Source organism: Streptomyces sp. NPDC002817 (genome assembly GCF_053592055.1).
In genome coordinates, this window is record NZ_JBSFUY010000009.1 from 1 (window position 1) to 14218 (window position 14218).

Here is a 14218-nt window from a genome sequence, read left to right on the forward strand (position 1 = left end):
CCCCGATCTTCGACCTCGTCGACTACGGCGTCGTCGGCGACCTCTTCGACGTCGTCCCCGCCCTCACCGAGGAGATCAACACCCGCAAGGGCTGACGTGGTTGCACCGAGGGGGTGGCTGCGGCATCCGTCAGCCACCCCCGGGCGGTGATCTCGGCGGACGGGCGAATCCCCTGCCCGGGAACGTACGCGACAAGAACCGCCGTCTCGACACGCTGGACTCCATGGTCGCCGTCCCCTCCCGGCCGGCGCTCACGGCCGGGAGGTCGCGATGCGCTGCGCGCGCGACGTCCCGTGACGTGTCAGTACGATCTGGGCAGTCCCAGCACGTGCTGGGACACGTAGTTGAGCACCATCTCCTGGCTGACCGGGGCGAGCCGCAGCAGCCGGGACTCTCGGAAGTACCGCTCGACGTGGTACTCACGGGCGTAGCCCATGCCTCCCAGGGTCTGCACGGCGCGGTCGGTGGCCTGGAAGCCCGCGTCGGCGCACAGGAACTTGGCCATGTTGGCCTCGCGTCCGCACGTCAGGCCCCGGTCGTAGCGCCAGGCCGCGTTGCGGGCCATGAGCCGGGCCGCGTCGAGCCGGGTGAGGGCCTCGGCGAGAGGGAAGGCGATGCCCTGGTTCTGGCCGATGGGGCGGCCGAAGACGACGCGGTCGCGGGCGTAGCGGGTCGCGGCGTCCAGTGCCGCCCTGCCGAGGCCGAGGGCTTCGTGGGCGAGCAGGATGCGCTCCGGGTTGAGCCCGTCGAGCAGACAGCGGAAGCCCTCGCCCTCCTCGCCGATGCGCGCGCCCACCGGGACGCGCAGTCCGTCGATGAAGATCTCGTTGGACGCCACGGCGTTGCGGCCCATCTTGGGGATCGGCCGGATGTCCATGGCCGTGCGGTCGACGTCGACAAGGAAGACGGAGATGCCCTTGGTCGGTTTGTCGACCTCCTCGCGCGGGGTGGTGCGGGCGAGCAGGACCATCTTCTGGGAGTCGCCGGCCTTGGTGATCCAGATCTTGCGGCCGTCGATCACATAGTGGTCGCCGTCACGGCGGGCGAACGTGGTGATGCTGGTGGTGTCGGTGCCGGCGTCGGGTTCGGTGACACCGAAGCAGACGTGCAGGTCGCCCGAGGCGGCGTGCGGCAGGACCTCGCGGCGGAGTTCCTCGCTGCCGTGCCTGGCCAGGACGTTGAGGCCGAAGATGGTGAGGTGCATGGTGCTGCAACCGTTCATGCCGGCGCCTGAGGCCGCCACCTCTTCGAGCAGCAGCGAGGCCTCCAGGACGCCGAGTCCTCCCCCGCCGTACTCCTCGGGGACGGCGATGCCCAGCCAGCCGGCCTTGGCGAAGGCGTCGTAGAAGCTCCAGGGGAACTCCGCGCGCTCGTCCCGTTCGGCCCAGTACTCGGGACCGAAGGAAGCGGCGAGTTCGCGGACGCCCGCCTGGATGTCCTCCTGTTGCTCGGTGAGCTCGAAATCCACGGACGCTCCCTGGAGAATGAGGTTTCCCTGTAAGTAGAATATCGTTCGCGCTCGTCGAGAAAGGAAGACCTCGTCTTGAACATCGCGATGTTGCTCGACATGGCCGCGGTCGGCGATCCGGACCGGGTCGCGGTCGGACCGCGCGACTCCGGTATGACCTGTGCGCGGCTCCGACGGGCCGCCTCGGGGGTCGCGACCGTCGTCCACCGCACCGGCGCCCGGGAGTTGGTGTTCGCGGGGGTCAACGGACCTGCCCTCACCGTGCTGTTGTTCGGTGCCGCGCTGGCGGGTGTGCCGCTGGTTCCGGTCAACTACCGGCTTTCGGCGGAGGCGTTGGCCGGTCTGCTCAAGCACACCGAGCGACCTCTGGTGATCGCCGACGAAGCGCTGGGCGAGGCGTTCCCGGGGCTCGAGGTCCGTACCCCCGAAGCCCTTGTGACCCAGGGGCTGGCGGCGGAGCCGGCCGAGGGCCTGGAGGCGGACGCGGACGACCCTGCCGTGCTGCTGTTCACGAGCGGGACGACTGCCGCACCGAAGGCGGCGGTGCTGCGTCATCGGCATCTGAGCAGTTACGTCCTGCAGACCGTGGAGTTCGGCTCCGCGTCCCCGGACGACGCCGTGCTGGCCAGTGTCCCGCCGTACCACGTGGCGGGCGTCGGATCCGTGCTCAGCAACCTCTACGCGGGGCGGCGCATGGTGCATCTCGGCACCTTCGAACCCGGGGCCTGGCTGCGGCTGGTGCGCTGCGAAGGGGTCACGTCCGCCATGGTCGTACCGACCATGCTGGCCCGTGTCGTCGAGCATCTGGACGGGCGGCCGGCCGAGGTTCCGACGCTGCGGTCGCTGGCGTACGGCGGGGCCCGGATGCCGCACACCGTGCTGGAGGCCGCCCTGCGGACCTTCCCGGACACCGGGTTCACCAACGCCTACGGCCTGACCGAGACCAGTTCGACCATCGCGCTGCTGGGCCCCGAGGACCACCGGGCCGCCCTGTCCTCCGCCGATCCGGCGGTGCGGGCACGACTGCGGTCGGCCGGGCGCATGGTGCCGGGGGTGGAGGCGGAGATCCGGGACGCTTCGGGTGCCGCCCGACCTGCCGGTGTGGCGGGCGAGTTGTGGGTGCGCGGGCCGCAGGTGTCCGGGGAGTACAGGGGGGACGCCGCGCTCCCGGCGGCGGACGGCTGGTTCCACACCCGCGATCTCGCCCACTTCGACGACGCCGGCTATCTGTTCATCGAGGGCCGCGCCGACGACACCATCATCCGGGGCGGGGAGAACATCGCCCCGGCGGAGGTCGAGGACGTGCTGCTGCGGCACACCGCCGTGCGCGAGGCCGCGGTGGTCGGGGTGCCGGACGAGGAATGGGGCGAGCGGATCGCCGCGTTCGTGGTCACCCACGCGGGGGCGACCGTCGACGCGGAAGCGCTGCGCGCCTGGGTGCGCGCCCGTCTACGGGGCTCCAAGACACCGGACGTGGTCGTCTTCCGCGACGAACTCCCGTACAGCCCCACCGGAAAGCTCCTGAGGCGCCGGCTGCCGACGACGCTACCGAAAGGCTGATCGCCCATGACCTCCTTCACGGAACTCCATGACCTGACCGGCAAGGTGGCCGTGGTCACCGGCGGGTCGCGCGGCATCGGCCGGGCCATCGTGCAGACCCTCGCGGAGGCCGGCGCCGATGTCGTCGTCGCCTCCCGCAAGGCCGAGGCGTGCCGGGCGGTGGCCGAGGAGGTGCGGGCGTCCACCGGACGGCGGGCGGTGGGCGTCGCCTGCCATGTGGGCCGGTGGGACGACTGCGAGCGGCTGGTCGCCGAGACGATCGAGGAGTTCGGCGGGCTCGACGTGCTGGTCAACAACGCGGGCATGTCGCCGCTGTACGAGAGCCTCGACACGGTCAGCGAGGAGCTCTACGACAAGACCCTCGCGGTGAATCTGAAGGGACCGTTCCGGCTCGCGGTACTGGCCGCCAAGCACATGGCGGAGCACGGGGGCGGGTCCGTGATCAACATCGGCACCGCGGGGTCGCTGCTGGCGAGCGTCCACGAACTGCCGTACGTCTGCGCCAAGGCGGGCCTCAACGCCCTCACCATCGGTCTCGCGGAGGCCTACGCACCCAAGGTCCGGGTCAACGCGATCCTTCCGGGGCCGGTCCGCACCGGTGCGCACCAGGAGTGGGAGGCGGCGGACTTCGACGCGTCGTTCGTGCCGCTGGGGCGGCTGGGGCGCCCGGACGACGTGGCGCCGCTGGCGTTGCACTTCGCCAGCGGCGCCTCGAGCTTTACGACCGGAGCAATGGTGCGGGTGGATGGGGGGATCACTCGCAAAGTGTGAGTGGGGGCTCTGCGCGACGGCGGCCGCGGGTTCGTTGTGGCCGGTCGCGCGGTTCCCCGCGCCCCTAAGGCCGGTACACGTGACCGCCCTTCATCACGAACCGGACGTCTTCGGTCACTCCGATGTCCGTCAGAGGGTTGCCCGGGACTGCTATCACATCAGCCAGTAGGCCCGGCTCCAAGCGGCCGCGGTCATCCGCGTCTATGAGGTCTGCTGCTGTCGTCGTGGCCGCGCGGATGGCTGCCAGGGGGGTCATCCCGCGATCCACCAACGCGATCAGCTCCTTCGCTCCCCTGCCGTGCGGGACCGCCGGGGCGTCCGTGCCGCAGGCTATGCGGACGCCGCGTTCGATGGCGCGGCTGATCGTCGCCTTGGCGCGGGGGAACACGTCGGCGGCCTTGGCCTGGAGTTCGGGTGCTGCTTCGGAGACGTCCATGCCGTCGGCCATGTACGTGGTGGCCACCAGGAACGTGCCCCGCTCCACCATCAGGTCCAGGACCTCGTCGCTCGCCAGGAAGCCGTGCTCGATGCAGTCGACGCCCGCGTCCAGCGCGGCCCGGACCGCCTGGTCGCCCATGCAGTGGGCCGCCACCTTCAGACCGGCCCGGTGCGCCTCGTCGGCTATCGCCCGCAGTTCCTCGGCGGAGTACTGCTGGGCGCCGGCCGGGCCCGTGTGGGACATGACGCCGTTGGACGCGCACACCTTGATGACCCGGGCGCCGTGCTTGATCTGGTAGCGGACCGCCTTGCGCACCTCGTCGACGCCGTTGGCGATCCCCTCCTCGACGGTGAGGGGCATGATGTGCGGGGCGAACGCCTGGAACATCGTCGGGTCCAGGTGACCGCCGGTCGGGGTGATGGCGTGGCCCGCGGGGACGACCCGCGGCCCCTCGATCCAGCCGAGGTCGATCGCCTTCTTGAGGGCCACGTCCAGCAACAGCCCACCCGTCTGCACGAACAGACCGAGGTTCCGTACGGTCGTGAAGCCCGATCGGAGCGTCCGGCGGGCGTTGGCCACGGCACGGAGGGTGCGTACGGCCGGGTCGTCCTGGACCGCGTTCAGGGGGCTGCGGTGGTCGGGGCCGCCGAGCAGGAGGTTGACCTCCATGTCCATCAGGCCCGGCAGGAGCGTCAGGTCGCCGAGGTCGATCTCCACGGCGTCCTCGGGGACCGTCGTCGGGGCGATCGCGGTGATGCGGTCGCCCTCGATCAACAGGTCACCCGGCTCGACGAGTTCACCCTTGTCGACGTCGAGCATCCGGGCGCTGCGGAGACGGACGGGTGGCTGAGGGGTGCGGGGGCGTGGCATCAGACGGCCGGCTCGACCACGGCGTCGATGCTCGCGGGTCCGGTGTCGGGGACCTTGGGCTGACGCCATGCCTCCACCGAGAAGGCGACGGTCACCAGCGCGCAGAACAGCCACAGCAGACGCTTGTCCGGCTCGGAGATGTCCCGCATCGACACGTTCCGGAGATACTCCGTGCCGTCCTTCAGCAGCGGGAACGCCGTGTCGTAGAAGGCGTCGAGCTCATCCATGGTGGAGGCGATCCGCTTGGCGTAGCGGGCCTTCTCGGTCGGTACCGCCCAGTCGGCGAACGGCTCCAGGGCTGCGAACTCGGGCGGGAAGACGGCAGTGGGCATGGTCGGTCTCCTCAAGACGCGGTGCGCTGCTCGTGGTCGCTGACGTACTGGCGGGCGGTCTGGTGCAGATGCCGGAGCAGGACTTCCTGGTCGTTGAGCGGGAACTCCCGCACCGCGCGCGACTCGAGCATCGTCTGCGTCGCCTCCAGGGTGTTGCCGTCCTGCAGGCCGTACTCCTTGAACGAGACGACGGCCAGCTCCTGCTGGAGGCGCTGGAAGGCGTTCTCCGGGGGGACGAAGTAGCAGGTCGCCTCGAAGATGTGGGTGTTGTGGGCGGTCGGCCAGTAGTGGTACGTGAGCACCCAGTTGGGCCGCCAGACCAGCAGCATGAAGTTGGGGAAGAAGACGAAGGAGTCCATGCCCCAGCGCTTGTCGCGGGTCGGGTTGATGGCCGGCGGCAGGTCCGCCGTCTCGATACCGATGTCCGGTGCCTCCCACGGGCCGAACAGACCGCTGCGCAGGGCGCCTTCGATGGGCTTGACCATCGCGCGGTCGTGCGGCGGGGCGATGCCGCCCCAGGAGGAGACCATGCTGTGCGGGCCGTCGATGTCGTAGTGCAGCGCCTCGTAGCCGTACTTCTGGATCTTGCGGGCCTCGTCGGAGGTGTACTGGCCCGCGTGCAGGATCGGCGCGTGGTAGAACTCGGCGAACGCGTCGATGAAGAGCTTCCAGTTGGCGCCGATCTCGGCCCGGTACTTGTGGGCCTGCGTCATCTTGTGGAACGGATAGCCCTCGATGCCGTGGGCGAACTCGCCGAGGTACTCCCGGAGCGGGGTGGTGTTCTCGGGGTCGAGGTTCACGAAGACGAACCCCTCCCACACCTCCGCCTGCACCTGCTTCAGCCCGTACCGCGACTTGTCGAGGTCGAAGAACTCCTGCTCCTGCTGGACGAAGGCGAGCTTGCCCTCCAGGTCGTAGCGCCAGGCGTGGTACTTGCAGGTGAACTGGCGGCAGACCCCGCTGGTCTCCTCGCGCGGGAAGTCGTTCCACACGAGCTTGTTGCCGCGGTGCCGGCACACGTTGTGGAAGGCGCGCACCTCGTCGTCCGTGCCGCGGGCGACGATGACCGAGGTGCGGGCCGCGTCCAGCTCCTTGGTGAAGAAGCTGCCCCGCTTGGGGAGTTGCTCGACACGGCCGACGTTCAGCCAGGTCCGCCGGAAGATCGCGTCCCGCTCGCGTTCGTAGTGCTCGGGCGAGATCGAGTCCTCGTAACTGACCGGCTCCGTGCCGATCTTGAGGTGCTCGGTCCAGCTGCCCGCTTCGGGCTTCTTGAAGTGCGCCATGGGGTCTGGTCCTCCAGTCGGCTGTACGGAGAGAGTGATAATCTCAGTCTCTCCGTATGAGAATGCTATTCTCGCCTGCGTCGGAGCGTCAAGAACCCTCCACGTACGGATAGATCCGGGTGAAGTCGGCACCCGGCTCGACCTGCGCGAACCGCTCCCACACCGCCCCGACCGCGTCCCCGATCGCCCCCGGGCCGGCGCCCGCCTCCCGCAGATAGAGCTGTACGTCCTTGCACATCAGGGAGTTGGCGAAGCCGGCGGCGTAGCGGCCGGTCAGGACATGGCGGGGGAACTTGTCCTCGGTGGCGGCACTGCGGCCGCTCGATCCGTTCAGCACCTCGAGCATGGTGGCCATGTCGAGGCCGGCCGCCAGTCCGAAGGCCACGGCCTCACTGGTGGCGGCGAGGGTCGTCGCGGACAGGAAGTTGTTGGCGAGCTTGAGCGCCTGGGCCATGCCGGGGCGCGCGCCGACCCGGTGACGGCGGTCGCTCAGACCGGCCAGTACCTCGTCGACCTGGGCGCAGTCGTCGTCGGAGCCCGCGTACATCACGGTGAGGGTGCGGGCCCGCGCTCCGGCGACGCCACCCGACACCGGGGCGTCGACATAGCCCACCTCCTGCTCGGCGAGCAGTCCGGCCAGGGCCCGGGCCGCGCTCACGCCGACGGTCGAGGTGTCCACGACGTGGCGGACACGTCGGCCCTCGGCGGCGAGGAGCTCGCGGGCGACCTGCTCGCAGGCGGTGCCGTCGGGCAGGCTGAGCACCAGCGCATCGGCACCGCGGGCGACTTCGGCCACGCCAGGGGCGTAGGCGGCCCCTTCGGGTGCGCGCCGCGGGCCGAGGGCGTCGTGGGCCACCACGTCATGGCCCGCGGCGACGAGGTTCGCGGCCAGGACGCCGCCCATGTTGCCGAGGCCCACGAACCCGACGGTCACCTCTGCCTCCGTACGGCCGCGACGACCCGGCGGGCGGAACTCCCCGCCGGTACACCGGCGTAGGCGGCGATCTGGAACAGCAGCTCGTCGACCTCGGCGTCCGTCACGCCGGCACGGGGGGCGCTCTCCGCGTGGATGCGGAACTCCTCCATACGGCCGAGTGCGGCGGTCATCGCCAGGACGAGGAGGCTGCGATCACGCGAGCTCAGGCCACCGCGGGTCCAGACTCCCCACGCCGTCGCGGTGAGGTAGTCCTGGAACTCGCCGGCCACGGGGTCGGGGTCGGCGTTGGCGCCGTCGACATAGGCGTCGCCGAGCACCGCACGACGCATACCGCGGGCGGCGCTCAGCGCCTCGGACTCTTCCATGGGTCTCCCTGGATCGCCGTATGAGAATGCCGCTCTCAAAAACGTACATCCAAGATTCCAGCAAATGGAGAATTGTGCTACCGTCCCTCGACGTCAGGGCCCTGACCGACAGAGAGCCGAGCAGACGTGGACGACTTCGAGGCGATCGACTTCTTCCGGGACGAGGCTCTCGTCGCGGACCCCTATCCCTACTTCGAGGCGCTGCGCGGGCGGTGTCCCGTGCAGCGCGAGAGCCATCACGACGTGGTGATGGTGACCGGGTACGAAGAGGCGTTGCAGGTCTACAACGACACCGACGCCTTCTCCGCCTGCGTCTCCGTCAGCGGCCCCTTCCCGGGCTTCCCGGTGCCGCTGGAGGGCGACGACATCAGCGGGCTCATCGAGCGGCACCGCCACGAGCTCCCGATGAGCGACCAGCTGCCCACCCTCGATCCGCCCACGCACACGGACCACCGTGCGCTGCTGATGCGGCTGATCACGCCGAAGCGCCTCAAGGAGAACGAGGCGTCCATGTGGCACCTCGCCGACGGCCTCCTGGACACGTATCTCGCCCCGGGCGAAGGGGAGTTCATCGGCGGATTCGCCGGACCCTTCACCCTGCTGGTCATCGCCGACCTGCTCGGCGTGCCCGAGGAGGACCGCCGTGAGTTCATGGCGAAGCTCCAGCGGCGGCCGCAGGACGAGGCCGGGATCGGCAGCACGGGCGACGACACCATGGGCCACTCCCCGCTGGAGTATCTGTACGGCCGCTTCACGACGTACGTCGAGGAACGCCGCCGCGAACCCCGCGCGGACGTGCTGACGGGTCTGGCCACCGCGACCTTCCCGGACGGCTCGACACCCGAGGTCGCCGACGTGGTCCGGGTCGCCGCCAACCTTTTCGCGGCCGGCCAGGAGACCACCGTCCGCCTGCTCAGCGCGGCACTGCGACTGATCGCCGAACAGCCCGACCTGCAACGGCTGTTGCGTGCCGAACGCGACCGCATCCCGAACTTCATCGAGGAGACCCTGCGCATCGAGAGCCCGGTCAAGGGCGACTTCCGGCTGTCGAAGGCGGCGACGACGGTCGGCGGCGTCCAACTCCCGGCGGGCACCACGGTGATGGTGCTCAACGGCGCCGCGAACCGCGATCCGCGCCAGTTCGAGGACCCGGCCGCGTTCGACATCACCCGGACGAACGTACGGCGGCACATGGCCTTCGGCCGCGGCGTCCACGCCTGCCCGGGCGCCCCGCTGGCCCGCGCCGAGGCCCGGGTGACCATCGAACGGCTCCTGGACCGCACCTCCGACATCCGGGTCTCGGAGCGTGCGCACGGCCCGGCCGACGCCCGCCGCTACCAGTACGTCCCGACCTTCATCCTGCGCGGACTCACCCACCTCGGCCTGGAGTGGAGCGAGGCCCGATGAAGGTCACCGTGGACGACGACCGCTGCCGGGGACACGGAGTGTGCTGCTCGCTCTGCCCCGAGGTGTTCGACATCGGCGACGACGGCTACGCCGTGGTCGAGACCCCGGACGTCCCCGCCGAGTGCGAGGACGTCGTGCGCTCCGCCGCCGGGATGTGTCCCGAGCGTGCCATCACCGTCAGCTGACTTCGAGCGTCGAGGAGAGCCATGCCGAAGGCGTACGTCATCGTGACCGAGGCCATCAAGGACCCGGCCGGCATGGCCGCGTACGGCCGCGCCGCAGGGCCCACGCTGGCCGCGAGCGGGGCCGCCGTGCTGGCCGCCGACCCCTCGCCGCAGGTCCTCGAGGGCGAGTGGCACGGTGACCGGACCGTCGTCCTCGAATTCGCGTCGGTGGAAGCGGCCCGCGCCTGGTACGAGTCGCCCGCGTACGAGAAGGCGAAGCCGCTGCGGCAGGCGGCCGCCGAGTCCCACGCCGTGATCGTGACCGGCTTCGTCATGCCCGGCGCGTAGCCAGGGCCGCGCACACCCCGCCGTCCACGAGCACGTCCACGCCGGTCAGGAACGACGCCTCGTCGGACAGCAGGAAGGCGACGACGGAGGCGAGTTCCTCGGGGCGGCCCTCGCGGCCGAGCGCCGAGCCGTCCACGAGGGCCTTCATCGAGGGGTGATGCTCCGCCTCCTGCCGTCCCTGCGGGGTGGCGACGATGCCTGGAGAAACCGAGCAGACGCGGGCGCCGACGGGGCCGACGCGCATCGCTTCCCGCTGGACGAAGCGGTGCACTCCGCGCTTGGCCCAGGAGTAGGCGACGCCGGAGTCCTCGACGGCCGGGCCGAGGGCGGCCTGGAGGCGGTCCAGGAAGTCTGAGGCGAGCGGGTCCGCCACTGCCGCGTCCGCCGCCGGATTCGGCTCCGGGATGCCGATGTGTGCCGCCATCGAGGCGAAGCACACCGACGCCGTCCCGGCGGTGGCGAGCGGGCGCAGTGCCTCGGCCAGCCGGGCCGTGCCGACGAGGTCCACGGTGAGGATGCGGCGCCAGTCGGCCATGGTCGGCGAGATACCGGCGGCGTGGGCGACGGCCCGGAGCGTGCCGAGCTCGGAGGCCCGAGTCGCGAGACGCGCGAGCCCCTCGCGGTCGGTGATGTCGAGGGCGTACGGCTCGACTGCCGCGCCCTGTCCCGAGAGCGCGTCGGCCGCCTCGGTCACCGTCTTCTCGTCCAGGTCGACGAGGAGCAGCCGGTCCACCGTTCCGGTGAGCCGTCGTGCGCACTCCAGCCCCATGCCGCGTCCCGCCCCGGTGACGATCCCCACCGTCGTCATGACGCCGCCCCTCCGTTCCCCCAGAACTGCTCCAGCACCGGCTGGAGTTCACGGCTCACCAGCTCGACGAGCGGTCCGGCACCACTGCGATGGAAGGCCCAGTACGGAGTCCCGTCGGGCCGCTTCCCGACGGCCTCGGCCTCGTAGCCGTGCCGGGCGAGCTCGGCGGAGTCGGCGGCCACATCGTCGGACCAGTAGCCGAGGTGATGGACGCCCGCACCAGGGGCCCACAGGGTGCCCGGGATGCTCCGCACGAGCTCCAGGCGGGGTGTGGTCGTGGAGTACAGGTTCTTCAGGTCGAGCACGGTGTCGCCGGCCGGCAGGGTCACCTTGACTTCCGCGCCCGTCTCGGCGCACCACTCGTAGCCGAACACGGCCGACAGCTCGGCCGCCGCGGCGGCGAGGTCCTCGACGACGATCCCGATGTGGAACTGGTCGGCGGCCTTCACGGGCCCACCTCCTGATCGACGGTACGGAACAGAAACCGTGTGATGTGGTCGACGTCGGCCGCCGTGGGCCGCTCCCGTCGCCACAGGTGGTCCGCGAGCCGGCCCACGGTCGCGTGGGCGGCCAGGGACGCGTCCAGGTCCGGGTCGGTGCTGCCGAGTTCGGCGTACGGCTCCCGAAGCGGCGTCGCCAGCAGGCCGGCGGCGGTCGGGGGTCCCGCGAGGAAGCCCTCGGCCACCGTGCCGGCGTTCCACATCACGGCGAGCGTCGTCGCCGCCGTGTCCTCGTCCATGGCCTGGGAGAGGACACCCTCGACCCAGCGGCGCACCTTCTCCCGGGGCGTGGACTCCTTGGCCATCTGGTGGGCGATGTAGCCGCACAGCCGCTCGGCGCCGTCCTCCATGAGCGCGGCGACCAGGGCGTCCTTCGAGCGGAAGTGCCGGTAGAACGCCTCGTTCGACAGTCCGGCCGCCGCCACGATGTCCGCGACCCGCGGCCGCGAGGCCGTGCCGCAGGCGCGCATCACCTCCAGTGCCGCGTCGAGGAGCGAGCGCACCTCGGTCGCGTAGTGGGCTCCCCGACTCACCAGCGCACGCTGCGCGATGCGGTCGGCAACGCTGTTCCGTGAAAAGGGAATTGTGTTCTCGTTCATGAGAACGCTATTCTGACAGCCGCCGGAAGGAGACACAATGTCGTGGGACTTCGAAACCGAACCCGAATTTCAGGCACAGCTCGACTGGGCGGACCGCTTCGTGCGGGAGGAGGTCGAACCCCTTGATCTCCTGTGGGACGGCCTGCAGTTCACCCCGCCCGACGAGAACCTCCGCCGGGTCCTGGACCCGCTGAAGAAGGAAGTGCGCGCCCATGGACTGTGGGCGACCCACCTCGGCCCCGAGCTGGGCGGCGAGGGACACGGACAGGTCAAGCTCTGCCTGCTCAACGAGATCCTGGGCCGCGCCTCCTGGGCCCCGATCGTCTTCGGCTGCCAGGCCCCGGACACGGGGAACGCCGAGATTCTCGCCCACTACGGCACCGAGGCGCAGAAGGAGCGGTATCTGCGGCCGTTGCTGGAGGGCGAGATCTTCTCCTGCTACTCGATGACCGAGCCGCAGGCGGGCGCCGACCCGAAGGAGTTCACGACCCGGGCGGTGCGGGACGGTGCGGACTGGGTCGTCGACGGCTGGAAGTACTTCTCGTCCAACGCCAGGACGGCCGCGTTCTTCATCGTCATGGCGGTGACGGACCCCGAGGGCGACCCGTACAAGAGCATGTCGATGTTCCTGGTCCCGGCCGGCACCCCCGGCATCGTCATCGAGCGGAACGTCGCTCTCGCCGGTGAGCCGCAGGAGCGCGGCTCGCACGCGCTCGTGCGCTACGAGGGCGTACGGGTCCCGGCGGACGCGCTGCTCGGTGGCGAGGGACAGGCCTTCGTGATCGCCCAGACGCGGCTCGGCGGCGGGCGCATCCACCACGCGATGCGGACGATCGGGCTGGCGGGCAAGGCCTTCGACATGATGTGCGAGCGGGCCCTGAGCCGGCACACCCAGGGCAGTGTGCTGGCGGACAAGCAGTTCGTGCAGGGGCACATAGCCGACTCGTGGGCACAGCTCCAGCAGTTCCGACTGGCCGTGCTGCACACCGCGTGGAAGATCGACAAGTACAACGACTACCGCAAGGTCCGCAAGGACATCGCGATGGTCAAGGTGCTGCTGCCGGGCGTCCTGCACGACATCGCGCACCGCGCCATCCAGGTCCACGGCGCCCTCGGTGTGAGCGGCGACATGCCCCTGTTCCGGATGCTGCTGGGCGCGAGCGTCCTCGGTATCGCCGACGGACCGACCGAGGTGCACAAGGTGACGGTGGCCCGGCAGGTGCTGCGCGACCACGAGCCGAGCGACGATCTGTGGCCCAGCGCCTACCTGCCCAGGCGCGTCGAGGCGGCACGCGCGAAATACGCCGACTTCCTGGAGGCCTGATGATCGACGTCGAGCGCCTGGCGGGCTGGCTGGACGAGTCCGGGCTGCCCGGGAAGGGCGAGCCGATCGAGCACCGTTACGTCTCCGGCGGCGCCCAGAACGAGATCTACGAGATCCGCCGCGGCGAGCTCCACTGCGCCCTGCGCATCCCGCCGACCACCGCGCCGGCCGCCCGCGACGAGGGCATCTTCCGGGAATGGCGGATCATCGAGGCGCTGAACGGCACGGACGTCCCGCACACCGAGGCGATCGCCGTCTGCGCGGACCCGTCCGTCCTGGGCCGCACCTTCTATCTCATGGAGTTCGTCGACGGCTGGTCGCCGATGAACGTGGGACGGGGCTGGCCGGCCCCCTTCGACTCGGACCTGGCGGCCCGGGCGGGGCTGGCGTACGCCATGGCGGAGGGGGTGGCCCTGCTGTCCCGGGTGGACTGGAAGGCGAGGGGCCTGGCCGACCTCGGCCGCCCCGACGGCTTCCACGAACGCCAAGTCGACCGCTGGACGCGCTACTTGGAACGGGTCAAGGGACGCGAGCTGCCCGGATTCGAGGTCGCGGCGGGCTGGCTGCGCGCCCACGAACCGCTCGACTACGTCCCCGGCCTCATGCACGGCGACTACCAGTTCGCCAACGTCATGTACCGCCACGGCGCCCCCGCCCGCCTCGCCGCCATCGTCGACTGGGAGATGGGCACGGTGGGCGACCCCAAACTGGACCTCGCCTGGATGCTCCGCGGCTGGCCCGAGAACACGAACGCCCCCGAGGCGGCGACGGCGTCGTACGTCGACCTGACCGGCATGCCCTCCCGTGACGCCCTGATCCAGCACTACTCCGCGGTCTCGGGCCGCCAGGTCGACGACATGGACTACTACGACGTCCTGGCCCAGTGGAAGCTCGGCGTGGTCCTGGAGCAGGGGTTCCAACGGGCCGGGGACAACGAGAAGTTGCAGGCGTTCGGGCCGATGGTGCTGGACCTGATGAGGAGCGCGGCCGATCTGGCGGAGACGACGCGCTACGGGGCCTGACGTATCGGCCTATAGGGTGCC

General features: G+C 70.5%; 16 protein-coding genes. 7 read left to right on the top strand and 9 right to left on the bottom strand.

Annotation, left to right across the window (positions count from 1 at the left end):
* Positions 1-301: 301 nt before the first annotated feature.
* A complete protein-coding gene (locus tag ACWD3I_RS18945) occupies positions 302-1468 on the bottom strand; it encodes an acyl-CoA dehydrogenase family protein (protein ID WP_365399228.1) in 1167 nt (388 codons plus the stop codon).
* 75 nt (positions 1469-1543) lie between these two features.
* On the opposite strand from ACWD3I_RS18945, the gene ACWD3I_RS18950 reads away from it, so the two are divergent.
* Positions 1544-3028, top strand: coding sequence for a class I adenylate-forming enzyme family protein (locus tag ACWD3I_RS18950; protein ID WP_365399225.1), 1485 nt, complete (start codon positions 1544-1546; stop codon positions 3026-3028).
* A 6-nt stretch (positions 3029-3034) separates the two neighbouring features.
* The gene (locus ACWD3I_RS18955; protein WP_365399223.1) at positions 3035-3799 is read left to right on the top strand and encodes an SDR family NAD(P)-dependent oxidoreductase; all 765 of its coding nucleotides are present in this window, start codon (positions 3035-3037) and stop codon (positions 3797-3799) included.
* 64 nt (positions 3800-3863) lie between these two features.
* Here ACWD3I_RS18955 and ACWD3I_RS18960 read toward each other — a convergent pair whose 3' ends face one another.
* The 5 genes from ACWD3I_RS18960 to ACWD3I_RS18980 form a co-directional block, all read right to left on the bottom strand.
* Complete coding sequence (locus tag ACWD3I_RS18960) at positions 3864-5108, bottom strand: metal-dependent hydrolase family protein (protein WP_365399220.1); 1245 nt, start codon at positions 5106-5108, stop codon at positions 3864-3866.
* A complete protein-coding gene (locus tag ACWD3I_RS18965) occupies positions 5108-5440 on the bottom strand; it encodes a hypothetical protein (protein WP_365399217.1) in 333 nt (110 codons plus the stop codon). Before ACWD3I_RS18965 ends, ACWD3I_RS18960 begins: the two co-directional genes overlap by 1 nt.
* A gap of 11 nt (positions 5441-5451) precedes the next feature.
* Positions 5452-6723, bottom strand: a complete 1272-nt coding sequence (locus ACWD3I_RS18970; RefSeq protein WP_365399214.1) for an aromatic ring-hydroxylating oxygenase subunit alpha — start codon at positions 6721-6723, stop codon at positions 5452-5454.
* Positions 6724-6811: 88 nt separating this feature from the next.
* A complete protein-coding gene (locus tag ACWD3I_RS18975) occupies positions 6812-7657 on the bottom strand; it encodes an NAD(P)-dependent oxidoreductase (protein WP_365399211.1) in 846 nt (281 codons plus the stop codon).
* Positions 7654-8025 carry a carboxymuconolactone decarboxylase family protein gene (locus ACWD3I_RS18980; RefSeq protein WP_365399208.1) on the bottom strand — a complete coding sequence of 124 codons (372 nt, stop codon included), beginning with the start codon at positions 8023-8025 and terminating at the stop codon, positions 7654-7656. Before ACWD3I_RS18980 ends, ACWD3I_RS18975 begins: the two co-directional genes overlap by 4 nt.
* A gap of 126 nt (positions 8026-8151) precedes the next feature.
* Between ACWD3I_RS18980 and ACWD3I_RS18985 the strand changes: the two genes are divergently transcribed.
* From ACWD3I_RS18985 to ACWD3I_RS18995, 3 genes are read left to right on the top strand one after another with little or no spacing between them, the layout of a single operon-like run.
* The gene (locus ACWD3I_RS18985) at positions 8152-9432 is read left to right on the top strand and encodes a cytochrome P450 (RefSeq protein ID WP_365399205.1); all 1281 of its coding nucleotides are present in this window, start codon (positions 8152-8154) and stop codon (positions 9430-9432) included.
* Positions 9429-9617, top strand: a complete 189-nt coding sequence (locus tag ACWD3I_RS18990; RefSeq protein ID WP_365399202.1) for a ferredoxin — start codon at positions 9429-9431, stop codon at positions 9615-9617. Before ACWD3I_RS18985 ends, ACWD3I_RS18990 begins: the two co-directional genes overlap by 4 nt.
* A 21-nt stretch (positions 9618-9638) precedes the next feature.
* Complete coding sequence (locus tag ACWD3I_RS18995) at positions 9639-9944, top strand: DUF1330 domain-containing protein (protein WP_365399199.1); 306 nt, start codon at positions 9639-9641, stop codon at positions 9942-9944.
* Here the strand turns inward: ACWD3I_RS18995 and ACWD3I_RS19000 are convergent.
* From ACWD3I_RS19000 to ACWD3I_RS19010, 3 genes are read right to left on the bottom strand one after another with little or no spacing between them, the layout of a single operon-like run.
* Positions 9928-10752 (bottom strand): SDR family oxidoreductase, encoded by an 825-nt coding sequence (locus ACWD3I_RS19000; RefSeq protein ID WP_365399197.1) that lies wholly within the window; start codon positions 10750-10752, stop codon positions 9928-9930. The genes ACWD3I_RS18995 and ACWD3I_RS19000 overlap by 17 nt on opposite strands.
* Positions 10749-11201, bottom strand: a complete 453-nt coding sequence (locus ACWD3I_RS19005; protein WP_365399195.1) for a VOC family protein — start codon at positions 11199-11201, stop codon at positions 10749-10751. Before ACWD3I_RS19005 ends, ACWD3I_RS19000 begins: the two co-directional genes overlap by 4 nt.
* On the bottom strand, positions 11198-11785 hold the full coding sequence (locus ACWD3I_RS19010; RefSeq protein WP_365399192.1) for a TetR/AcrR family transcriptional regulator: 588 nt from the start codon (positions 11783-11785) through the stop codon (positions 11198-11200). Before ACWD3I_RS19010 ends, ACWD3I_RS19005 begins: the two co-directional genes overlap by 4 nt.
* 103 nt (positions 11786-11888) lie before the next feature.
* On the opposite strand from ACWD3I_RS19010, the gene ACWD3I_RS19015 reads away from it, so the two are divergent.
* Entirely contained in the window at positions 11889-13175 is a 1287-nt protein-coding gene (locus ACWD3I_RS19015) for an acyl-CoA dehydrogenase family protein (protein WP_365399189.1), read from the top strand.
* Complete coding sequence (locus tag ACWD3I_RS19020) at positions 13175-14197, top strand: phosphotransferase family protein (protein ID WP_365399186.1); 1023 nt, start codon at positions 13175-13177, stop codon at positions 14195-14197. The genes ACWD3I_RS19015 and ACWD3I_RS19020 overlap by 1 nt, the downstream gene beginning before the upstream one ends.
* Positions 14198-14218 lie beyond the last annotated feature (21 nt).